General features: G+C 61.3%; 18 protein-coding genes. 12 read left to right on the top strand and 6 right to left on the bottom strand.

Translation table 11 applies throughout. The features are described 5' to 3' along the window. Positions 1-47 precede the first annotated feature (47 nt). From ACVC7O_RS01405 to ACVC7O_RS01415, 3 genes are read left to right on the top strand one after another with little or no spacing between them, the layout of a single operon-like run. Positions 48-620: an aspartyl/asparaginyl beta-hydroxylase domain-containing protein gene (locus ACVC7O_RS01405; RefSeq protein WP_458324325.1), complete on the top strand. Its 573-nt coding sequence runs from the start codon at positions 48-50 to the stop codon at positions 618-620. Positions 621-648: 28 nt separating this feature from the next. Then, complete coding sequence (locus ACVC7O_RS01410; RefSeq protein WP_458324326.1) at positions 649-1,569, top strand: alpha/beta fold hydrolase; 921 nt, start codon at positions 649-651, stop codon at positions 1,567-1,569. Further along, positions 1,566-3,215 carry an ATP-binding cassette domain-containing protein gene (locus tag ACVC7O_RS01415; RefSeq protein ID WP_458324327.1) on the top strand — a complete coding sequence of 550 codons (1,650 nt, stop codon included), beginning with the start codon at positions 1,566-1,568 and terminating at the stop codon, positions 3,213-3,215. The genes ACVC7O_RS01410 and ACVC7O_RS01415 overlap by 4 nt, the downstream gene beginning before the upstream one ends. A gap of 88 nt (positions 3,216-3,303) precedes the next feature. On the opposite strand, the gene ACVC7O_RS01420 is transcribed toward ACVC7O_RS01415, so the two are convergent. The 5 genes from ACVC7O_RS01420 to ACVC7O_RS01440 form a co-directional block, all read right to left on the bottom strand. Beyond that, positions 3,304-3,975 carry a response regulator transcription factor gene (locus ACVC7O_RS01420; RefSeq protein ID WP_458324328.1) on the bottom strand — a complete coding sequence of 224 codons (672 nt, stop codon included), beginning with the start codon at positions 3,973-3,975 and terminating at the stop codon, positions 3,304-3,306. 130 nt (positions 3,976-4,105) lie between these two features. Then, the gene (locus ACVC7O_RS01425) at positions 4,106-5,665 is read right to left on the bottom strand and encodes an ATP-binding protein (RefSeq protein ID WP_458324329.1); all 1,560 of its coding nucleotides are present in this window, start codon (positions 5,663-5,665) and stop codon (positions 4,106-4,108) included. Positions 5,666-5,816: 151 nt separating this feature from the next. Beyond that, positions 5,817-6,917 carry a hypothetical protein gene (locus tag ACVC7O_RS01430; protein ID WP_458324330.1) on the bottom strand — a complete coding sequence of 367 codons (1,101 nt, stop codon included), beginning with the start codon at positions 6,915-6,917 and terminating at the stop codon, positions 5,817-5,819. Between the two features lie 191 nt (positions 6,918-7,108). After that, entirely contained in the window at positions 7,109-7,876 is a 768-nt protein-coding gene (locus tag ACVC7O_RS01435; protein ID WP_458324331.1) for an anti-sigma factor family protein, read from the bottom strand. Between the two features lies 1 nt (position 7,877). Further along, the gene (locus tag ACVC7O_RS01440) at positions 7,878-8,408 is read right to left on the bottom strand and encodes an RNA polymerase sigma factor (RefSeq protein ID WP_458324332.1); all 531 of its coding nucleotides are present in this window, start codon (positions 8,406-8,408) and stop codon (positions 7,878-7,880) included. A gap of 143 nt (positions 8,409-8,551) precedes the next feature. On the opposite strand from ACVC7O_RS01440, the gene ACVC7O_RS01445 reads away from it, so the two are divergent. The 4 genes from ACVC7O_RS01445 to ACVC7O_RS01460 all read left to right on the top strand — a co-directional run bounded on the left by ACVC7O_RS01445 (position 8,552) and on the right by ACVC7O_RS01460 (position 14,297). Continuing rightward, positions 8,552-10,003 carry a S8 family serine peptidase gene (locus ACVC7O_RS01445; RefSeq protein ID WP_458324333.1) on the top strand — a complete coding sequence of 484 codons (1,452 nt, stop codon included), beginning with the start codon at positions 8,552-8,554 and terminating at the stop codon, positions 10,001-10,003. A 168-nt stretch (positions 10,004-10,171) separates the two neighbouring features. Then, positions 10,172-11,863, top strand: a complete 1,692-nt coding sequence (locus tag ACVC7O_RS01450; RefSeq protein WP_458324334.1) for an SLC13 family permease — start codon at positions 10,172-10,174, stop codon at positions 11,861-11,863. 104 nt (positions 11,864-11,967) lie between these two features. Then, a complete protein-coding gene (locus tag ACVC7O_RS01455; protein ID WP_458324335.1) occupies positions 11,968-13,149 on the top strand; it encodes a glycerate kinase in 1,182 nt (393 codons plus the stop codon). A gap of 200 nt (positions 13,150-13,349) precedes the next feature. Then, complete coding sequence (locus tag ACVC7O_RS01460) at positions 13,350-14,297, top strand: D-amino acid aminotransferase (protein ID WP_458324336.1); 948 nt, start codon at positions 13,350-13,352, stop codon at positions 14,295-14,297. Between the two features lie 15 nt (positions 14,298-14,312). Here the strand turns inward: ACVC7O_RS01460 and ACVC7O_RS01465 are convergent, their stop codons facing one another. After that, positions 14,313-15,164 (bottom strand): LysR family transcriptional regulator, encoded by an 852-nt coding sequence (locus ACVC7O_RS01465; protein WP_458324337.1) that lies wholly within the window; start codon positions 15,162-15,164, stop codon positions 14,313-14,315. 92 nt (positions 15,165-15,256) lie between these two features. Between ACVC7O_RS01465 and ACVC7O_RS01470 the strand changes: the two genes are divergently transcribed. The 5 genes from ACVC7O_RS01470 to bchJ all read left to right on the top strand — a co-directional run bounded on the left by ACVC7O_RS01470 (position 15,257) and on the right by bchJ (position 21,193). Then, complete coding sequence (locus ACVC7O_RS01470; protein ID WP_458324338.1) at positions 15,257-16,036, top strand: sulfite exporter TauE/SafE family protein; 780 nt, start codon at positions 15,257-15,259, stop codon at positions 16,034-16,036. A 347-nt stretch (positions 16,037-16,383) separates the two neighbouring features. Continuing rightward, entirely contained in the window at positions 16,384-17,196 is an 813-nt protein-coding gene (locus ACVC7O_RS01475) for a hypothetical protein (protein ID WP_458324339.1), read from the top strand. A 35-nt stretch (positions 17,197-17,231) separates the two neighbouring features. Beyond that, complete coding sequence (locus ACVC7O_RS01480; protein ID WP_458324340.1) at positions 17,232-18,785, top strand: DUF2272 domain-containing protein; 1,554 nt, start codon at positions 17,232-17,234, stop codon at positions 18,783-18,785. Between the two features lie 138 nt (positions 18,786-18,923). Then, the gene (bchE, locus tag ACVC7O_RS01485; protein WP_458324341.1) at positions 18,924-20,588 is read left to right on the top strand and encodes a magnesium-protoporphyrin IX monomethyl ester anaerobic oxidative cyclase; all 1,665 of its coding nucleotides are present in this window, start codon (positions 18,924-18,926) and stop codon (positions 20,586-20,588) included. A 2-nt stretch (positions 20,589-20,590) separates the two neighbouring features. Then, positions 20,591-21,193 (top strand): bacteriochlorophyll 4-vinyl reductase, encoded by a 603-nt coding sequence (bchJ, locus tag ACVC7O_RS01490; RefSeq protein ID WP_458324342.1) that lies wholly within the window; start codon positions 20,591-20,593, stop codon positions 21,191-21,193. Positions 21,194-21,538 lie beyond the last annotated feature (345 nt).

Here is a 21,538-nt window from a genome sequence, read left to right on the forward strand (position 1 = left end):
TTCACCACGTGCGGTTCCCATGTCGCCCAGCCTGAGAGGAGATCCAAATGAAATACTTCAAACGTTTGAAATCTGAAATCGACCCCGCTCCGTTTCTGGAGGAGATCAGCGGCATCGCCGACGCCTGGGACATGTCGACCGGCCGCCAGGACAAGATCCCGGTCCAGCGTGAGGCCAAGGCCATCCCGTTGCGCGGCCTGCGCAAGTCTGCCATCCGTGGGCGCGCGCGCCGTGACGTGCATGAAAGCCGCTGGACCACCGGGTCGGCGCAGTACCCCGTTGCCCGCGCCTTTCTGGAACAGTTTGCCGAGGAGCAGGATAGCATTCTCGGTCGCGCCAAGATCGTGTGCCTGCCAGCAGGCAAACGCGTCTATCCGCACATCGACCGTGGCGAGTACTACCGCGTGCGCAACCGCTATCATTTCGTGCTGACCTCGACCCATGGCTCTTGGATGAAAGCGGGCGATGAAGAGGTGCGCATGCAGCAGGGCGAGCTCTGGTGGTTCGACAACGACCAGATGCACGAGGCCAACAACGACGGGGATCAGGACCGGATTCACATGATCTTTGACATGCTGCCCGCGCATCTGGCCGAGGATGTTCTGGGCAGCGCCGCCTGATCCAATCTTGAAAAAAGGAGTGCCAGTCATGTGTGTTCGTTCCAGTTCTTTTCCGGGCCAGACCTACCGGCTTGTCTTTCGGCCTGGCGTCGGACGGGCGGGTCTGGCGTGCTGGCTGGCACTCCCTCAGACCATTGCGCGCGGTGCGCCGCCGCTGGTGGCCGTGCATGGCATCCGCCGTGGGGCCGATCTTCAGGCGGCCCTCTTTGCTCACCGCGCGGCGGCGCAGGGGCGCCCGGTGATCGCGCCGGTTTTCGACAAGGCCAATTGGCTTGGCTACCAGCAGGCGGTTCTCTGTGGGCGCGCCGATCTGGCGCTGCTCGATCTTTTGTTGATGCTGCGTCGCGAGGGCGTGGTTTTTTCTGAGCAGATCGAGCTTTTTGGATTTTCGGGCGGCGCGCAATTCGCCCATCGCTTTGCGATGCTGCACCCCGAGCGGGTCGCGCGGCTGAGCATCGCATCGCCCGGTTGGTATACCTTTCCGGACGCTGCCTCGTACCCCTATGGGCTTTGGCCGCGGCCTGATCACTCTGACGAGTGGAGCTACCGGATGGTGGCGAGCCTTGATCGGTTCCTGTCCATCCCCATGCGGGTGACAGTCGGTGAACGGGATTGCCAGCGCGACAGAAACACCCGCAGCGGACCGGCAATCGACGCACAGCAAGGGCGGCATCGCCTAGCCCGTGCCCGGCGCTGGACCCGCGCGGTGCTCCGTGCGGCGGAAGAGCTGAAGGTCCGCCCTGACATCGCCTTGCACGTGCTGCCCGGGTGCGGCCATGACTTTGAAACCTGCGTGACGGCGGGCGGGCTTGATCGGATTGTCGTTCCGGACCGGCCCGAAGATGTTGTGGAGCAGAAGTGTCTCGGAACCTGCTCTGCAGAGGCGCGGCGGGCCTGTGTCACCCATAGCAGCGTCGCAGCCTCGCCGACCGTAGAGGTGGTGCAATGAGCGCGCTGCCCAGGATCACCGGTGGCGGGCGCCGTCGAGGCTTGGCCCTGTTGGTTGCGCTTGCGCTCGGCCAAGCGGCGGCGACGGGCCTAGCGGCCTTTGCCACCAGAGATATTTTTGCCGCGTTTCGCGAGCCCTCTTCCGCGTTGCCAATGCTGGCCCTGATCGTGCTGGCCGCGACCGGTGTTGCCATCGGTGTGCTGCGGTTTTTCGAACGGCTGACTGCCGAAAAGGTCGGCCAGCACTTTGCCGCGGCACTGCGCATCAAGCTCTTCAAACACATGGCGCGGGTCTCGGCTCGTGACCTCGCCGCGCGGCGCAATGGCGCGCTTGCGCTCCGGTTTGTGGGCGATCTGACGGCGGTGCGGGCCTGGGTCAGTCTTGGGCTCGCGCGGATGATCTCGGCGCTTGTGGTGCTGCCGATGGCGACGGCGGTGCTCTTCTACATGAACGTCGAGATTGGCCTTGCGGTTGCCGTGCCCATGGCGGCCGGGCTGCTGCTTTCGGCGATCCTAGGGCCGCGCCTTGGCCCGGCGCACCGGCGCCTGCGGGCGCGCCGGGCGCGCCTTGCCGCCGACATGAGCGAGCGCATTCCGCATGCGCCAGAGTTGCGCCTGCTTGGTCGGATGCAGATCGAAACCCGCAGATTGCAGGCGCGCACCGACAAGCTTGTCGATGCGGCCCTCGCTCGGGCCCGGGGCGCGGCGCTCTTGCGGGCGATCCCGGATGTCATTTCGGGGGCCGTCGCCGCATGTGTGTTTTGTGTGGCGCTGACGCGCGGCTTGCCCGCGGCGGAGGCTGCCGGTGCGCTGGCCGCCGTGGGGCTGATGGTCCAACCGATGCGCGAGCTGGCTGGGGTCTGGGACAGGCACCGAGCCTGGCAGACCGCGCGGGAGAAATGCCTCAACCTGCTGAATGTCCCCAAGCTCGAGATCGAGCGCGCCGAGGACGCCAGCCTGCCGAAGGCGCCCCCGAACCTGATCTTTTCCAATGTCTCTTCCGGTGCGCTCACCAATGTGACCGCTACGGCGCTTCCTGGTCAGACGATTGGCATCATCGGTGCCAACGGCGCGGGCAAGTCCACCTTGCTCAGCCTCGCCGCGGGTCTGGAACACCCGGCGTGCGGTGACGTGCTGCTCGGCGAACTCTCTCCTGCTGCGCTGACCCCGCGCGAGCGCCGTGAGATGATCGCACTGATCGGCGCGCGTTCACCGGTGCTCAAGGGCTCGTTGCGTCGCGCGCTGACGATGGGTGTGCAGGGGCGCCCGACCGATGCCGAAATCCTGCAGCAGTCGCAGATCTTCGGCTTGGAGAAGGTGATCCGGCGCCTCGGTGGCCTTGATGGTACCGTGGCAGAGGGTGGGCGGAACCTTTCGGCTGGCGAGTTGCGCCGCGTGCTGTTGACCCGCGCAGCGCTCACCAAGCCGCGGTTGCTGCTCCTGGACGAGCCCGATGACGCGCTGGACCAAGATGGTCCGGAGCTGGTGCGTGCCCTGGTCGAAGGGTGTGGCGCGACCACGCTGCTGATCACGCACAATATGTGTATTGCCCGGATGATGGATGTGCTCTGGCTCGTCGAGGACGGTCGCATTGTCGACACCGGCGCCCCGGACGATCTGCTGGTCGATCTCGATCTGACCAGCTGATGTGGGCGCCCGCGCGTCTCGGGGGCTGACTCCCGCGCCCGAGACGCGCTCATTCATTTCTGAGATTGCTGAACAGAGGCCAGGTGCCTCAGCCGAACCGATAGCCTGCGCCACGCACGGTTGTGATCAGGCCGCCATAGGGCCCCAGCTTCTTGCGCAGCCGTCCGATGTAGACGTCGACCACATTGGTCATCGGGTCTTCATGCGTGCCCCAGACGGAGTTGAGGATGCGCTCACGGCTGAGCGCGCGGTTCTTGCTGGCCATCAGGATCGCGATCAACTCGCGCTCCTTGGCGGACAAATCCACGACCACACCATCCACGGTGAGCACCATCGCCGCGCTGTCATAGACCAGCCCTTCATGCTGCAGCTTGCCGTCGTTGTCATCGCTGGCATAGCCGATCACCCGGCGGTGCAGGGCCTCAATCCGTGCGATCAACTCGTCAAAGTCGAAAGGCTTGGGCAAGTAGTCATCCGCGCCGAGACGGAGCCCAGCCACGCGTTCATCGGTGCTGTCGAGTGCGGTGAGCATCAGGACAGGCGTGGTGTTCGACCGGGCGCGCATCTTCTGGCAGACCTGCTGGCCGCTGATGCCCGGCAGCATGAGATCGAGGATGATCACGTCAAAGTCGCGATCCTGCATGATCTCAAGCCCGGCTTCACCATCGCTTGCATGTTCGACGACCCAGCCTTCTGCCTTGAGCCCGCGGCGCACGAAATCCGCCACGCGCAACTCGTCTTCAATCAACAGGATATTCATGTGTCTGCGCCTTCTGATATCTTGCGGGCGCGCTGCTGTCGCCCCTGGTATCAGGCAAACGGACGACGGCGCAGGTTATTCCCTATGCTTGATTGTATGGGCATTTTTTTATGCGGGGACGGTTTCAGTTTTATGAGACGACCCGCAAGGGCGGCGTCAGGGGCAGGTCCATGATGCTCGAAAGTCCGCCGCCCTCGCGATCCTGCAACAGCGCGTTTCCGCCATGCGCCCGGGCGATGGAGCGCACCACCGGCAGGCCGAGCCCCGCTCCGTCTTCGTAGCGGTCCGCAGCGTTGGAGCCGCGGAAAAACCGCTCGAACGCCTTCTCTTTTTCATCGTCCGGAAGGCCCGGGCCGTTGTCTTCGACACAGAGCCGATAGCCGTTGGCGGTGCGCAGCAACCGGACGATGATCTCTGGGCCGCCATAGCGGCGGGCATTCTGGATCATCGCTGCGATGCACTGGCGGATTCGCGACACATCCAGCGACATGTCGGCCTGCGTGATGTCCGTGACCACGGGGATGTCAGGCCCAAAGACCGCGACGGCCTCCTGCACGAGATTTTGCAGGTCAACCCGCTCGCGCTTGAGCTTTGTTTGCCCGGCCTCCTCGCGGGAGATGAACAGGAGATCGTTGACCAGAAGGTTGGTGTGCTTAGCCGTCTCGCGCGTGCGGCGCAGGGCCTCGCGGTATTCCTCGACCGTCTTGTCTTCCCCGCGCAGGGCGACATCGCTTTCCCCCTGAATGATCGTCAGCGGCGTGCGCAACTCATGGCTGACATCGGCCAGCATTTGCCGACGTGCGTTCTCGGCGGCCCGTGATTTGCGGAGCAGTTGTTCGAGCTCGGAGGTGCGGGTGCGCACGGCTTCCTCGAGTTCGGTGTTCTGCGAGGTGAGCGATTGAGTTCGTGCTTCGACCGTCGCGGCCATATCGTCCATCACCCCGCCAATCTCGGCGATCTCGTTGCGACCGCGGATGGCCATGCGGTGATCAAACCGCCCTTCTGCCAGCGCGTTCACGCCTCTCATCAACCGCTGCATCGGTTGCACAATCTGGGTGGTGTAGATCCACAGTGCGATGGCCACGACAGCAAGTGCCAGAATAACGAGGAACAGCGTGATGGTATTCGCCGCTTTCTGATGCTGCTCGGCTGCGGCGCGGGTGTCCTGAACTTCCTCCAGCTCTTCTGCGAGGGCGGACTGGATCATCGAGTGGAAATCCCGGTCGATATCATCGTCCAGCATCACCGAGAGGCCGGTCCAGTTGCGACCGAACTGCTCCACCGCGGTATCCTTGCGTACCACTTCGAAGCGCGTGATGAGGTCTTCGATCTTGCGTTCGATTTGCGACAGAAGCTCAAGCTCTTCGATCTCCTCATCGCCAACCAAGTCGATCTCCTGACCGATCAGAGCCCGGATCGACCGGATATTCTGGCGGATCAGGCGGATAAGCTCGGCCTCGCCCATACCCTCATCGCGGTCGCCGATCAGCATCGCGTCCCCATATTGCTTGAAGAGCTGGTAGGTGTTGCTGCTCAGCTTGAGGTGAACCTCGTAGGATTCATGCGCGAGGTTGATGCGCTCATTGAAAAAAGCGGCGCGCTGCGACGTCCAATAGGCGAGCGCGGTGCCGCAGAGCGCGACGATCAGCATCAGGGCGGCCAGACCGCGCAGCAAATTTGCAATACTCATGATCCCGTTTCCCACGATCTGGACCACCTGAGGTCGGCCCAATTATGCGGTGTCCAATGACCGCTGCCCAGCCCGTTCGCCGAGATGGTCCGAAAGGCGCAAAGGGCCGCATGGGATATGCGGCCCTCCGTGTCGGTTTTGGCTTTGTGGATCAAGCGGCTGTCATCTTTTCGATCAGGGCCGGTTCGGGTTGGGTCGCCTTGGCCGTGCGCAGGAAGGGGCGGGCCACCGCCATGACAGCCGACGGGTTGCAGAGGTCTTCGCGCGACATCTGCGGGATGCCCGTGGCGGCCCGCGCTTCCATCATGGCAAGCGGCGATTGCGTCAACTTGCCGGACATCGCGAAGGGCTTGAGGCCATGATCCGCCAGAACCCGCGTCCCGCCGACAGCACCAAGCGCGTCAGGTGTGGCAAAGAGGATCGCGTCCAGCCGGTCCCGAATTTTGGATCCTGCGAGGATTTCCTGCGTCTCCTGCTGGAAGACGCCGTCTGCGATTTCGACCACCACGATATCGGCGCCGTTTTCCGCAGCGGTGCCGACAAGGGTCTCGAACCCTTTCTCGATCCGGTCCATCGGCATCCGGTAGGTTGTCGGCATCCCCGCATCGGTGAAATCCATCGCGCTCACGCCAGCATCTTCGAAGGCATTGAAGTCGCTGAAGGCGCCCGTGCCGGTCGCTTTGATCCCTGCGACGCTGAACCCGGCGCGCGACAGGCCATGCGCGAGGCTGACGGCTGCTGTGGTCTTGCCCGCGTTCATTGAAGCACCGAAGACACCAATCACCGTGACATGCTGAGGGATGTCTGTTTCAGGCAGGCCGTAGCGAGCGATATTGATCACCTCGCCGCTGCGATCCGTCAGAAGAGCGATGGGCCGCAGCTTGGTCGGCTCGACCATACGGGCGTGTGCGTGCTCCATGGTGCCGACGACGCCGCCACCGGCGAGAAGGTCGGCGCCGCTAGCAGTGATCCGCGCCGCACCTTCGAACTGGTCGGGGGCATAGCGGTCACCGATGCAGAGCACGACCTTGTCGCCGAGATAGCTTGTCGATGCACGCCCACTGGCGAGTTGGATCTTCTGGTGCTGGTTGATCTCAGTGATCTCGCAGAGCACCAGGTCGCCGGCTACCCCGAGGGCGACCGCGGGGTCGAGACCGGCCACATCGTCGTGATCGACGCGCCGGGTGGTGAAAGCCCATTTTGCATTCAGGTGAAGCATCGTCAGGTCGAAATCGAAACTGTGAACGGTCATGTCAGTCATCCTCTTGGGTTAGTGCGTTCGAGGATCAACCTAAGCACCGGATGTGTCTGTATCCTGTTGGTGCAGTGAACGGTTTGGTAAAGTATCATGAACGGAAGATGAATGTTTAAATATTTGATTTCAAATATAAAAATGTCCTTTGGCGTGTGCCAAAGGCGATGCCGTCCTGGATTGAGATCGGATCAGCGCAGAGCGTCCAACGCGGCGGCTTCAGCGTCGGGTTCGAGGGGTGGTCCAGCCTCGTTCGCGGTCAGATAAGCGTCGAGCACATCAAGTGACGAGGCCGGGGCGTAGCCGGTCTCGCTCGCCGCCGCTGCGGCCACAGCCATCTGCACATCCCACTGGCCATTGCGCTGACAGGCAACAGAGACGATGGTCATTCCATCGACGCGGTCGAACTCAAACTCGCGGCAGAGGGTCTCTGCACCGTCGAAGAAGGTCGCGATCGGCGCGATCCGTGCGCCATTGTCCAGAACGGCATCTTCACCAGACGGTAGCGTATTGAGTGCCGTAGTAATGCGGGCATCGCTTAGCGCGGCGATCTCGATGCTGCCGAGGCCGGTGTTCGGCACAGGCGCCAGTGTCAGACCGGCGCCGAGACCGACAGCCAACGCCAACCCAGCGGCAAGTGGCAGGCGCCAGACGGGCATGGCCTCGGGTGCTTTAGGCGCCTGAGGGAAGGCCACGACGGTGTCGTCCGTGGCGGGAGCGTCTTGCGATTGCGCGGCCAGAGCACTTGCATGTTCAACCAGATGCGCCGGGACAGGCTCCTCGAGCGCGGGGGTCCAGGCCTCCTTGGCCACCGCCCGCGTGTTGATGAAAAGCGCAAGCCGATCTGCCAGCACGGCGCTCTCGGCGAGCGCCAAGTCCAGCTCGGTCGCGCGGGCTTCTTCCAACTCGCCATCGGCGTAGGCCATCAGTTCTTCGTCAGTAAATTCAGGATGTTGCATCTCAGCTCTCTCCTTGGCTGTCAGAAGAACGCGCGGGTGTCTGGTTTATTCCAAGTTTTTTCGCGATAGCCAGCCGCGCCCGGGCAAGGCGGCTCATCACCGTCCCAACGGGGGTTTCGAGAACCTCTGCTGCTTCCTTATAACTCAGCTCCTCAACACAGATGAGCATGATCACATCGCGCTGTGGTTCGGGCAATGTCTCGATGGCCGCCTTGGCCGATGTCAGCATCAGAGCGGTCTCGGTCACCTTGGCGCCATCCACGGTGCTGGCATCGGGCGCATCGTCGATGTCGATCTCCGTGCCGCGGGTCTTGCTGCGCCGGGTCATATCGATCCAGGCGTTGCGCAGAATGCGGAACAACCACGCATCGAGCCGCGTGTCAGGGTCGAATTGCTCCCGTGCCTTAAACGCTCGTTCGACCGTGATCTGCACGAGGTCATCCGCCGTGTCCGGCGATCTGCACAGCGAGATCGCAAAGCGTCGGAGGTTGGGGAGAAGCGCAATGATGCCATCTGCAAAGGTATCTGACATCTTTGTTGAACTTTCGTGCGTTAAAGCGTGGAATATTCTGGAGAGCGCCCCGTTACCTTTATGGCAATCCTGAACAGCGGCGCAAGAATGCGGCGCGGTCAGAGGCCGGAACCTGCAGATTGCGGCTGACATGGAGACCAGGCATGCAACGATTTCTGTTTCATTTGATCTTGTCCTTTGCGGTGGCCTTTGTCGTGCCTGCGGTGTGGATCGAAAGCCCGATCTCTGCTCTGGCCTGGGCCGATGATGACGACGGAGATGACGGCGACAACGGTGACAGCGATAGTGACAGTGACAGCGATAGTGACAGCGATGATAGCGACGACGACGATGATGATGACGATGATGATGACGACCGTGACAGTCGCCCGCGCAGCGGGTCGAGCGGTGAGGGCAACTTCCTTGATCGCCTGTTCGGTCGCACACCCCCTGCACGGACAACGCAACGCGCTGCACCGCCTCCACCTCCGCCACCGAGCCGGGCGGCTGATGAAATCGTTGTGCTGGACCTTTCGGACGCTGATCTCGCGACCCTGACGGGGCTGGGTTATGAGGTCCTGCGTACCGCTCAAATCGCAACCGTGGGCAGCACGGTCCGGCGCCTGCGCGTCCCCTCCGGTACCGGGCTTGAAGCCGCGTTGGAGGCCATCCGGCAGCTCCCGTCCGGTCAGTCGGCGGATTTTAATCATTTCTACCGGACCAATGAGGGCATCGTAGGTGGATGCGAGGGGCTGCATTGTGCCTCCTTTGATCTCGTAGGCCTGCGCGCTTCGGCACAGGCGCTTGCGACCTGTCGTCAGGCAACTGCCCGGATTGGCCTGATCGATACGGGCATCAACCCGGATCATGAAGCCTTCGACGGTGGACGCCTGTCTGTGCTGGCGTTCGAAGGGCACGAGCAAGGTGGCTCGGGCGCGCAGCATGGCACGGCTGTGGCCGCAATTCTCATCGGCTCCCGCGCGGGGCGGGCTCATGGCTTGTTGCCCGAAGCTGAACTGCTGGCGATTGACGCCTTTCACAAGTCGGGCCGTGACGAGCGAAGCGATGTGTTCAGTCTGGTGCAGGCTATGGATCAGCTGGCCGTGGCCGAGGTCGATGTGGTCAACATGAGCCTGGCGGGCCCTCACAACGTTCTGCTCGAGCGGATGGTCGCGCGCATGACCGATGCGGAAATCCTGATCGTCTCTGCGGCAGGGAATGACGGGCCGCGCGCTGAGCCGGTGTTTCCGGGCGCCTATGCTCCGGTGCTGACGGTGACCGCGGTCGATGCGTCCGGGCGCATCTATCGCCGCGCGGGGCGCGGGCCGCACGTGGATCTTGCAGCACCCGGTGTCGAGGTCTGGACGGCGGCGTCCATTCGCGGGGTGCGGTCCAAGACAGGCACCTCCTTCGCCGCGCCGTTTGCCACAGCCGCCGCGGCGATGCTGATGTCGGCGCAGCCTGAGCTGACAGTTGCTGATGTGAAATCGTTCTTGCGCGACACCGCGCTCGACCTTGGTGACGAAGGCCCGGATGAGGTTTTCGGTGCGGGGCTTGTGCAGTTCGAGCCGATCTGCAGCGGGCGATTGAGCACGGAACCGGCTCTGCTGGAATAGCCTCCCATAACCCATCAGAAAGATGCCGCGCGTCGCCTTTTTTGGGGGCGCGCGCCGTCTGATCGGCGACCCTGCGCTTGTGTGAAGCTTTTGTGACGCATACAGGAATAAGCCGCCCCCTGCCTCGTTTTCCTTTCAATCGCAAACAGCGCCTTGGAAGGAAACCCGATGACGACGCTCACCCTGTCTCCAACCTTCACGTACACTTGCCCATTGACGCGGACGGAGCTCTTGGCCTTGCCACTCGCTGCCATCGCAGCGTTTCTGTTCTGGAGCGTCCCGGACGCACTCGCGCCTGCCGGACGTAATGCGTTGACGATCACGGCACTGGCCATCCTCGGGTGGACCATGACGCGGCTGCCGGACTCGCTGGTGGCGATTTCGGCGGCTCTGGCGCTTGTGCTCACAGGAACCCTGCGGGAAGACCAGCTCTTTGCAGCCCTGGGCCGTGATCTGGTCTGGCTGTTGGTCGCGGCTTTCGTGATCGCATCGGTTCTGAAATCGAGTGGGCTGATGGAGTATCTGGTGGCGCGCGCGCTGGTTCCGTTTCGGTGTTTCCGTGCGCTATCGTATGGTCTCACCGTCCTGATCGCATCAACTGCATTCTTCATCCCGTCCACCTCCGGGCGTGCCGCGCTGTTGCTACCGGTGTTTCTGGCCCTCGCCAGCCAACTGCCGGACCCCCGGCTTGTCCGCCCGCTTGCGCTTCTGTTTCCGACAGTGATCCTGCTATCGGCAGGCGGCTCGCTCCTGGGCGCCGGGGCCCATCTGATCGCGGTGGATGCCATCGCGCGCGCCGGGGGGCCAGTGATCGGTTATCTGGAATGGATCCTGCTCGGTCTGCCGGTGTCGTTGTTGTCCTGCTTTCTGGCCACAGGTTTGATCCTGTGGCTGTTCGTGCCCGCCGACCTGCGCGGGGCGGACATCACTTTGGCCCAGCCAACCGACCCGCTAAATGCTCGGCAAAAGCGGCTGGCCTTGGTTCTGATCGCATTGCTTGCGCTGTGGACAACGACGATGGTGCACGGACTTTCTATTGTGGTGATCTCGCTCGGCGGTGCGCTGGTACTGCTGGCGCGGCCTTTCACGGACCGTAAGACAAAGGAGATTTTTCGCGATGTGGATGTAGAACTCATCCTCTACCTGACCGCGACCATCGTCATTGCGGATGCGATCATCAGCACAGGTGCAGACAGGTGGCTGGCCAACGGCCTGATGGCCGTACTGCCCGAGGCGTTGGTCCGCAACCGGGTTGTCGCGGTTGGTGTCATGACGCTCGTCGCGGTTCTATGTCATTTGGTCATCACCTCGCGCAGCGCACGCGTCGCGGTTTTGATCCCGGCGGTGGCGTTGCCGATTGCAGCCTTTGGGCATGACCCTGCGCTGATCGTGATGGTCGCCGTGCTGGGGACCGGCTTCTGCCAGACGATGATGGCCAGCGCGAAACCCGTGGCGATTTACGGATCGCTCGACCAACCGACCTTTGTCCAACGTGATCTCTTTCGCTTGGCCGTGCCGTTGATGCCAGCCGTTGCCGTGCCGCTCTGCGTTGTTGCGCTGGTGCTTTGGCCCGCGCAACTGGAGGAGCGCGCGCCCGTCGCCGTGCAGAGTGTGATCCAGCAGACAACTCCAGAGCCGGTGGCGGAGGGGGCTGCGGGGCCTGTTCCCACCCAAAGCCTGCGCCCTGTAATGCGCCCGGATCGACCAAGATCGGTCGAACGACCGACGCAACAGGAAGCCACGCCCGCCCGCAAAGCCGCTAGTCATCACTTGGCGCAACTCGAGGCGGACCTTGCCACGGCTGCGCGCGGCGTGCAGCGCGGCATCCGGCAGTTGGGCGACCGCCTTGGGCTGAGATAGAGCGGCGAAACCCCGCCTGATGCGTAAAGTCTTTTATCAGGCGGGGAATAAATCCCAAGCGCTATCGTTCTCCTTTTATGAAGTAAATTCAAGGAGATAATAAGATGACCTTCACGATCTTGGTTGCCCCGTCGGGGTTCAAGGAGTCCCTGTCCGTCGATGATGTGACCCGTGCCATCAGCGAAGGCGTTCGCAGCGCTTTGCCGTCCGCGCGTGTGCTGGAAGCACCGATGGTTGATGGCGGCGAAGGCTTCACCGAGGCACTGGTAAATGCCACGCAGGGCACATTGCAGGAGGCGACCGTGACGGGCCCGGTTGGTGACCCCGTCGCGTCGTTCTTCGGCCTCATGGGAGGATCCGGCCCTCGCACTGCCGTTCTTGAAATGGCCGCTGCGGCTGGGCTGAGCCTCGTTCCCAAGTCCATGCGGGACCCTGGCCGGACGACAAGCTACGGCGTCGGCGAGTTGATCCGGCGTGCACTCGATCACGGTGCGGACCGCATCCTTGTGGGCTGCGGAGACAGCGGCATCAACGACGGCGGTGCTGGGATGGCGCAGGCTTTGGGTGCACGCTTGCTTGACAGCGACGGAGAGGAGATCGGGTTTGGTGGCTATGAGTTGTCGCGTCTTGCCCGGATCGACACCAGTGGGCTCGACCCGCGCCTCGCGCGGGTCTCCATCGATGTGGCGGTGAACTGGCATAATGTTCTGTTGGGACCAAAGGGCGTTGCGCGGGTCTTTGGGCCACAGAAGGGTGCATCGCCTCAGCAGGTCGAGGCGCTTGAGGCGGGTCTTGCGCGCTATGCCTCGGTTATCCGGTCCCATGCTGGTCTCGATCTGGGGTCGGCGCATGGATCGGGCGCCTCCGGTGGGCTTGGCACCGGGCTTGTTGCTTTTGCCGGGGCAACCTTGCACCCGCGTTTCGATATCGTGATGCAGTATCTGAGGTTTGACGAGATGCTGGAAGATGCGGATCTGGTGATCACGGCGGAGGGGTCGCTTGATGGCCAGTCGCCTTATGGAAAGGTCCCCTGCGAGGTGGCCCGTCGCGCGCGGGAACAGGGCATCCAGACAATCGCGCTGGCTGGAACCATCGGCAAAGGCGTGCGGGAAACACTGGACAATGGTATTGACGCCTTTGCTTCGATCATCAAGCGGCCCTGCTCGCTCGACGAAGCGATTCACAAAGGTGAAAAGCTCCTCCGGCGCGCGGCTGAGGATGCGATGCGCATGATGATTGTGGGCATGCGGCTGACGGATCGCCCCGGCGCGGCCCAGCCGCTCTAGCCGGGTCCAAACCCTTCTGCGGCCGCTGGCGTTCTCTGGGGATCGCTGGCGGCTTTTCTTCGCAGCATTATCCTTGCCCATATGTCTGTGGAGCGGAATTCGGCTTTCCCGCTGTCCAGTCAATCAGGTAAGTCTTTTACAACACAAGGCGCGTGCCTGCGGTTTTGCGCGCCTGGCACTAACGAAAGTATCGCCGAGATATGGATCAGCGTTCCGAGAGTCACTCGACACATGACGCCGAAGAGGATGCCCGCAACAAGGACATTCAGATATTCCTGAACGGCGCTCTTGTTCCCAGGGATCAGGCGCTTGTTTCGGTCTACGACTCCGGTTTCATGCTGGGGGATGGTATGTGGGAAGGATTGCGACTGTACGATGGCGTATGGGCATTCTTCGACGCGCATATGGACCGGCTGTTCGACTCCTGCAAGGCGGTGTCGCTCGACATCGGCATGAGCCGTGAGGAAATTCGATCCGCACTGGACGCGACAGCCGAGGCCAATGGCATGACGACGGATGCGCATTGCCGCTTCATGGTGACGCGCGGTGTGAAAGCCAAACCCTTCCAGCATCCCGGCCTGAGCCGATCAGGCCCGACCGTTGTGGCCATTGTTGAACACTCCAAACCGGTCGACAGCTTGCAAAGCCGCGGCATGCGCCTGGCCACGGTGCCGCAGGTGCGCGGTCTGCCGATGTCCCAGGATGCGAAGTACAACAGCCACTCCAAGCTGAACTGTGTGATTGCTTGTTTGCAAGCCGAACAGGCGGGTGCCGATGAGGCGCTGATGCTCGACCCGCATGGATTCGTGAACACGACGAACGCGTGCAACTTCTTCATTGTGCGCCGGGGCGAGGTTTGGACCTCCACGGGCGACTACTGCATGAACGGCGTGACGCGACAGGCCGTGATCGACCTCTGCCATGCCAATGACATTCCCGTGCGCGAGAAAAACTACTCGCTCTACGAAGCCTATGGGGCGGACGAAGCCTTTTTGACTGGGACTTTCGGGGCGCAGACACCCGTGGCAGAGATTGATGGCAAAGCGATTGGCGGGGGCACAGGCGCGGGGCCTGTCACGCAGCGTATTCGCGAACTCTACAAGGTGCTGATCGCCCGGCACGTGGCAGAGCAGAAGGCGCAGCGGTAAAGGTGCGCGGCGGCGCTAGGGTTTTAGCAGTTGATTGTTCAGGATGGTGGCGAGGGCTTTGACGTCCGGTGATGAAGTCTTCGGATCCCGATAGAGCGACAGCGCTACATTCTTGAGGGACGGCAGGCGGAGGCGCGCCCCCAGATCGACCAGTGGTGGGGTCACCGATGTGGCAGGCATGACAGTGACTGCGAGGCCCGCCAGAACGAAGGCACGCACACCAATCGGATGCGGGCTGAGGTGAGCGAGGTAGCCGGACCGGCCCACCCGATCCAGCGCTTCGAAGGCATAGCCACGCAGGTCCCGACCATCGGTGAGAAAAACCAGGGGTACATCGCCGGATTGCGGCATTTCGAAAGTGTCGGTGCCGACCCAAACCAGCGCTGTTCCTTCAACAAACTCGCGGCCCGGGCGGCGCCCCTGATCCATCATGAACGCCAAGTCTATTTCGCCCGCCTCCAGCAGCGGTAACAACGCATCGCTGCGTTCGCACTGGATCTGGATTTGCACGTCTGGCTCGATTTTTGCAAAGAGCTGCAATGCTTTCGTGACGACCGAGAGAGCGAGTGTCACCGTGGTGCCCAACCGGATACGACGGGTCGCGCGCGCACCGCGGACCGCTCTGATGGCCTCGTCTGACAGCCCGAGGATACGTCTGGCATAGACGAGGAACGCCTCGCCTTCCGCGGTGAGTGACATGGGTTTGCCGCGCCCACGGTCAAAGAGCGGACAGTCAAGCTCCTCTTCCAGTTTACGAATGTGGGTGCTCACCGCTGATTGGACGGTGTGCCGCCGATCAGCGGCCACCGAGAAGTTTAGCGTGTCAGCGGCGATGACGAAGCTTTCGAGGGCGTTTAAGTTCTTCATGAATTCTGAATAGAGATTTATTTGATCCGAAAAAACCGTTTTTAAGATTTCCTCTTGCCCACTAGGCCAACCCGTAGAAAGCGGAGAGGCCGATGGATCTAACCACCTCATTCTACGTCGTTACGGGTGCTGCCGTGTTGATCACGGGTATCTCCAAAAGCGGATTTGGCGGTGGGCTGGGTGTTATGTCGGTGCCCTTGATGAGCCTCTATATTTCGCCGCAATTCGCTGTGGCGATTTTGATGCCCGTCCTGCTGGCCATGGATTTGATCATTGTCTGGCAGTACCGCGCGCGTTGGAACCGATCGGTGGTCGCCATGCTTTTGCCGGGTGCTGCTGTCGGTTTGTTTATCGGTGCCACTATGTTTCAGTGGATGAGTGCCGACGTGATCCGCTTCGCGGTCGGGGTTTTGGCGATCTTGTTCGTGGCGCAGTTTGCTCTGAATCGGCAAAGAGGAGACATCATCGCGGCGTCGCGACGCAGTACAGTTTTCGCGCTTGGCACTCTGTCCGGGTTTGCCAGCTTCGTCGCACATGCTGGTGGGCCGCCGGTCAAGGGCATTCTGCTGCGTCAGCACATGGACAAATCGATATTTGTTGGAACCAACACGATGTTCTTTTTCGCAATGAACATCATCAAGACGGTCGCGTATGGTGCGATGGGCCAGTTTGAAAAGGACAGCCTCACCATCAGCCTGCTTTTGTCGCCACTGCTCTTTGCAGGCATCGGTTTGGGGATGGTCCTGCACCGCTTCATTTCTGCGGCTGCCTTCACCCGTGTGGTCTATGGGTTTTTGTTGTTGGCTGGCCTCAAACTGCTCTCGGATAGTGCCGGTGTCCTTTGGAGTGATGCGGTTGCACGCTTCGGGTAGGGTGGCATGTCGCCTGCGCATTGCTGGATGAGTCGTGAGCAAGTGGCGGCGCCGCGTCCTCGGTCACGGCGTCCACCATCGCATTTGCATGGGGTCACTCAAGGGCCGGACAAGGTGATCGAACACGGAATCTGTGCAGCCTACAGATAAACGTAAGAATTTGATTTTATTTAAAGTATCATGCAGCCCACAGGACCTGATCAACGTGGTTGAGCTGTCGGCAGATCTTGTCCGGCGGGGTTGTCGCCACTCCTGATTGCTGCACTGCAAATGCACGCTCGCTTGACGGGAAACGTGCGGCTGTGTCACCATCTGCGAATTATTTGATAAATTTTAGGCATTTCGAGATGAATATTGTTCGTCGATGGATCGTGCTGGTGGTGTGTTTTGTCGCTGCTGGATGCACCGTTCCCGGGTCCGCCGCCTTTCAGGACTATACCGAGTCCTATGACGCCGCGCGGGAGGCGTCGCTTCAAGTTGTTGACGCGTACAACCAGTACGACAAGATGTCTCGAAGGCGGCAGACCGATACCGCGACTTTCGATCCGGACTTCGCGGATGTCTATTCGCCAACGGCTTTGTCACCGATCAGCCTCACGATTACCGAGGGGTTCGCCGCGGCCACGACCTTTAACGAGGTGCTCGCGCGTTACGCTGACAACGACACTTTGCGCTTGCAGAAGGATGAGATTGAGCGGCTGAATGCAGCGTCTGCAAATACCGCCACAATCCTGGCGGGGCCTGGGGCAGGCGGGCAGGTCCGCGCGGTGATCGGTGCCACGCAGGCTCTGGCGAACTTGTCGCTTGCCGGTGCAGACCGGGAGGATTTCATTCGCAACGTGCGCGACAACACAGCGACCGTTGATGCGTTTCTCGAAATCCTCCGCGATGACACCACCGATATGTACCAGACCGCGCGTCTGTCTACGGCGTTGTCGGGTGGCAGCGTCGAGAAGCTTGAAACCTTTCGGGGCATGCTCGCCACCTGGGTGCTGCTGATTGATCAGACGCGCAAGGATCTGGAGATCCTCAGAATCCGCGTTGAAGCAGGTGCCGAGGGCCAGAGTGCGGTGAGTCTCCTGTCGGAATCAGCCGCGCGCATCGACAGGCACGTCACCGACATTGACGCGGCCTACACGGCCTTGGTGGGAGTTTTCTAAGACTTTTTAAATTTACTCATTTTGGGGGAAGGGCCATGGCAGACAATCCGTATCGGTCTGAAATTACGCAGATCACGACGGCCATCATCGACTTGCAACTGGAGCTTGCTGCAAGCTCTGGCGCCGAGCGGGACAGGTTACAGCAAGAGCTGAAGGCCAAGAGCGCGGTGGCGATGAAATTGCAGGAGCAGTCGGATGCCTGGCGTCTGGGGCGACTTACAGAGGCGGTCACTGCTCTGCAGGAGCTCGCGGCATCAGAGCTGGCAAAACAGGCGCGCGTGGTGGCCCGCCTCAAACGCCTGCTTGAAGCGCAAGGCGTCTCGCCCACAGAGACAGAAAACACCACGACGACCAATACCGTTTCATCGCCGGGGCCGGTCGCCGAGCCTGTGCCATCCCCTACCCCAGGAGATCACTTGCGCATCGTCGTCACGCCGCAGGACTTCGATGCTTTGGCCCGGGTGGCGCAGAGTGAGGTCGGCCATTTCGGGAAGTATGGGGTCAACCAGTTGAAAGGCGGCCTAGAGGCGGTTGTTGAAACGATCCTCAATCGGGTCGCCCACGCCTCCTTCCCATCCAGCATTCAAGCGGTCGTTGACCAGCCCTTTCAGTTTTCCGCGATCAACTCGACCGGCAGCTGGTCCGGTCTGAAACAGGCAGAGACGCAGGTGCAGGGCATTGTGCGCGACTACTTGCAAGGGCGGGTCAACGGGTTGAGCGGCCCGCTGGGCGGTGCGACGCATTTTCTCAACCCTTTTCTGTCGTCCGTGACTGCGCTGTCACAATGGGGAAACCACGTTGTCGCCAATGCCGTCGCCGTCTTCGGTGATGAGAGCCGCGAGGATGTGCATTACCATGGGTTTGCCCCCGGTACGCCCCTGCCGAAGCCGCATACGATCCATTTCGAAACGGAATCTCCGCTCTTCGACGCGCGCGGTGCGACGTCCGGTACGAGCCAGACAACCGGGCTGCGCGCGGGGCTGATTGCGACACTGAATGCGGAGCTCGAGCGGTTCGACAACGGTAAGCACAAGGAGGACGACGACACGCATTTCAAGCGGGTTGGTGACTATTGGAAAGCGCTTGGATTGCCGTATCACGGCAAGTCGGTGGTCGCCTTTGCCGATGGCAGCACGGGCAACCCGGCGTGGTCGGCGGCCTTCATCAGCTGGGCGATCCTGGAACAGGGGATCGATGCGCAACGCTTCAAGGCAGCGCAGGCGCATTGGAAGTATTTCGAAGATGTGGTGGAGGAGCGTCTGCCCGCGCCCCTCTTCGAAGTGATGGACCCGCAGGTCTATCCGCCACGCCCCGGCGATCTTGTGCACTATGGCCGCGGAACAGCCTCGCGGTTCAATCTGGCGGCGGCGCGAGATCATTTAAAGATCGACGGGTACTACCCATCGCATTCCGACTTCGTAACAGATGTCGATCTTGGTGAGGGCGTAATCACAACGGTTGGCGGCAACGTCGAAAATTCTGTGAAGGCCAAGCGCCCTGCCATCGACGGCAACGGGCTGCTAAAGCCGAGGCGCCAACGTGGCGAGGATTTTCCGTGGATCGCGATCCTAAGAATGCGTGACGCCTGATCGGATATCTGGGCGATTGATCCGCTTGGAGCCGCGGAGTTGTCTCAAGGTCTTATAGGCTCTGAGGCTCGCCTTGATCTATGTCAACTAAAGCGGACGCCTAATATGTCATTCTCAATTGACACATGGGAGTCCAATATGCGCATCCTTTTTGTTCATCCGAACTATCGCTCTGGCGGCGCGGAGATTGCCGGAACCTGGCCACCTGCCTGGGTCGCTTATCTGACAGGGCATCTGAGGCAGTCTGGTTTCGACGACATCCATTTCATCGATGCGATGACCGACAACATCAGCGACGCGGAACTGGCGCAGCGCATGGAGGCGCTGCAGCCGGATGTGATCGGCGTCACCGCCATCACGCCATCGATCTACCGCGCGGAAGATGTTTTGAAAGTCGCAAGCGAGGTCGTTCCGGACGCAGTGCGTGTGATGGGCGGCGTTCATGCGACATTCATGTTCAAGCAAGTGCTGTCAGAAGCGCCCTGGATCGACGTGGTGGTGCGCGGTGAAGGCGAAGAGATCTGCACTGAATTGATGCTGGCAATTGAAGACGGGCGCTGGCCCGCCGAGCGGCGCAAGATCCACGGCCTCGCCTTCCGCGAGGGCGATGAGATCGTGGCGACCCCAGCGGCGTCCACGGTCAAGGATCTCTCAGCGATCAAACCCGACTGGACGGTGCTGGAGTGGGAGAAGTACATCTATATCCCACTCGGCACACGCGTCGCGATTCCGAATCTCGCGCGCGGTTGCCCGTTTACCTGTTCGTTCTGCAGCCAGTGGAAATTCTGGCGCGATTATCGGGTGCGTGATCCCAAGGATGTGGTCGATGAGATCGAGGACCTGGTCGAGAACCACGGGGTCGGGTTCTTTATCCTTGCCGACGAGGAACCCACCATCAACAAGAAGAAATTCGTGGCTTTCTGTCAGGAGTTGATCGACCGCGGCCTGCCAAAGCGGGTGAAGTGGGGCATCAATACGCGCGTCACCGATATCTACCGGGACAAGGATCTGCTGAAATTCTACCGCAAGGCCGGGTTGGTGCATGTGTCACTGGGCACCGAAGCCGCCGCGCAGATGAAGCTCGACCAGTTCAACAAGGAAACCAAGGTCGAGGAGAACAAGACCGCGATCCGCCTCCTGCGCGAGGCTGATATCCTTGTAGAGGCGCAATTCATTGTTGGCCTCGACAACGAAACGCCGGAGACGCTGGAAGAGACCTTTCGCATGGCCTGGGATTCGCAACCCGATCTGGCGAACTGGTCCATGTATACGCCCTGGCCCTTTACTCCACTCTTTCAGGAACTGAAGGATCAGGTGCAGATTTATGACTTCTCGAAATACAACTTTGTCACGCCGATCATGAAGCCTGCGGCGATGGAGCGGGGCGAACTTCTGGACGGCGTGATGAACAACTACCGCCGGTTCTATTCGCGCAAGGCCCTGTTTCACTACCCGTGGCGCGGGACGGGATTTCGGCGACGCTACTTGTTGGGGTGCCTCTATGCCTTCCTGAAGGCGGGGTTCCAGCGGACATTCTACGACTTGGGTAAGTCTGGCTACTGGGGGCCGCAGACCAAGGCATCAGTGGATTTTCACTTCGACGAATCGCGGCAGTTGGCGGAGGCACAACTCGATGACTGGGAAGCCTCCGCTGACCGTGCTGCCCGCGCGGCAGAGCGTCGCGCGGCTGTTCGAGATCAGATGAAGGATCGTGCGGTGGCGCGGACGCAGGCGTTTGAGATGCCGAATGGCGCAAAGGTCCGCGCCTGCGGTGGAAGTGATGCACAGATGAAGGACGTGTGACCGTGCCGCAGCCTGTGGCAGGTCTCATCGGCCCGAATGCGGTGCTGCAAATGCTGCCACTGATCGAGCGTATCGGCGGGCGCGACCGCGTAGACCGCATGCTTGCGGCGGCAGGCATCTTCCGGGTGCCCGATGGTACGGAGATGATCCCCGAGGGTGATGCAGCACGGTTGCATCGCCTCTTGCGTCAAGAGGAGCCCGCGCTGGCGCCAGAGCTCGCCGCCGAAGCGGGTCGGGCAACCGCACGTTACATTCTCGAACATCGCATCCCGCGGGCGGCTCAGCATGTTTTGCGTGTTTTGCCGGCGCGATGGGCGGCGCCGGTGCTGTCACAGGCAATCTGCGCCCATGCGTGGACCTTCGTTGGATCGGGTGGTTTTTCAACGTGTGGGCCCTGGGAGTTTGCCATTCAGGACAACCCGGTGATCCGCGGTGAGGTGAGCCACACGCCACTTTGTGCATGGCACGCCGCCGTCTTCGAGCATCTTTATCGCGCGCTGGTGCACCCGAAATGCCGGTGTATCGAAACCGCGTGTGGCGCTCAGCCAGGATATGATAGCTGCAGGTTCCGTATTTCAATGGACGCTGATCGGGCGATCGTCTGATATCTCCCGTTAGGTTTCATTCAGGTGGTTGATCGGGCGATCTCTATACATTTGGCACTTTGCGGGCGCAAAGATCACCGGTGCTTAACTGTCGCGCAACATTAGAAAAGCCCAGCGCGCACTTTGCAAAATAACCGGAATGGTTGTATATCTAAACAATACTTTAAGAGATTCGCTTATTGTTAACTGATGTGCAGTCTGGGGGCTGTATTGTATGTCAGCCAGTACCGGGCCAAACAACACCGATCCACCACCAAAGCAGGACGCTGCGCCCAGCAGCGCAGAGCGCGCGGCGCTTCAAGCTGATCTGGAAGAGCGGCTGGCCGCGGCACGGGTTGAGCGCGC

The sequence above is a fragment of the Roseobacter cerffii genome (genome assembly GCF_054226325.1).

Excerpts from the sequence above, each read along its gene's own strand:
- ACVC7O_RS01405 (WP_458324325.1), top strand. The coding sequence starts at position 48 with ATGAAATACTTCAAACGTTTGAAATCTGAAATCGACCCCGCTCCGTTT.
- ACVC7O_RS01410 (WP_458324326.1), top strand. The coding sequence starts at position 649 with ATGTGTGTTCGTTCCAGTTCTTTTCCGGGCCAGACCTACCGGCTTGTC.
- ACVC7O_RS01415 (WP_458324327.1), top strand. The coding sequence starts at position 1,566 with ATGAGCGCGCTGCCCAGGATCACCGGTGGCGGGCGCCGTCGAGGCTTG.
- ACVC7O_RS01420 (WP_458324328.1), bottom strand. The coding sequence starts at position 3,975 with ATGAATATCCTGTTGATTGAAGACGAGTTGCGCGTGGCGGATTTCGTG.
- ACVC7O_RS01425 (WP_458324329.1), bottom strand. The coding sequence starts at position 5,665 with ATGAGTATTGCAAATTTGCTGCGCGGTCTGGCCGCCCTGATGCTGATC.
- ACVC7O_RS01430 (WP_458324330.1), bottom strand. The coding sequence starts at position 6,917 with ATGACCGTTCACAGTTTCGATTTCGACCTGACGATGCTTCACCTGAAT.
- ACVC7O_RS01435 (WP_458324331.1), bottom strand. The coding sequence starts at position 7,876 with ATGCAACATCCTGAATTTACTGACGAAGAACTGATGGCCTACGCCGAT.
- ACVC7O_RS01440 (WP_458324332.1), bottom strand. The coding sequence starts at position 8,408 with ATGTCAGATACCTTTGCAGATGGCATCATTGCGCTTCTCCCCAACCTC.
- ACVC7O_RS01445 (WP_458324333.1), top strand. The coding sequence starts at position 8,552 with ATGCAACGATTTCTGTTTCATTTGATCTTGTCCTTTGCGGTGGCCTTT.
- ACVC7O_RS01450 (WP_458324334.1), top strand. The coding sequence starts at position 10,172 with ATGACGACGCTCACCCTGTCTCCAACCTTCACGTACACTTGCCCATTG.
- ACVC7O_RS01455 (WP_458324335.1), top strand. The coding sequence starts at position 11,968 with ATGACCTTCACGATCTTGGTTGCCCCGTCGGGGTTCAAGGAGTCCCTG.
- ACVC7O_RS01460 (WP_458324336.1), top strand. The coding sequence starts at position 13,350 with ATGGATCAGCGTTCCGAGAGTCACTCGACACATGACGCCGAAGAGGAT.
- ACVC7O_RS01465 (WP_458324337.1), bottom strand. The coding sequence starts at position 15,164 with ATGAAGAACTTAAACGCCCTCGAAAGCTTCGTCATCGCCGCTGACACG.
- ACVC7O_RS01470 (WP_458324338.1), top strand. The coding sequence starts at position 15,257 with ATGGATCTAACCACCTCATTCTACGTCGTTACGGGTGCTGCCGTGTTG.
- ACVC7O_RS01475 (WP_458324339.1), top strand. The coding sequence starts at position 16,384 with ATGAATATTGTTCGTCGATGGATCGTGCTGGTGGTGTGTTTTGTCGCT.
- ACVC7O_RS01480 (WP_458324340.1), top strand. The coding sequence starts at position 17,232 with ATGGCAGACAATCCGTATCGGTCTGAAATTACGCAGATCACGACGGCC.
- bchE (WP_458324341.1), top strand. The coding sequence starts at position 18,924 with ATGCGCATCCTTTTTGTTCATCCGAACTATCGCTCTGGCGGCGCGGAG.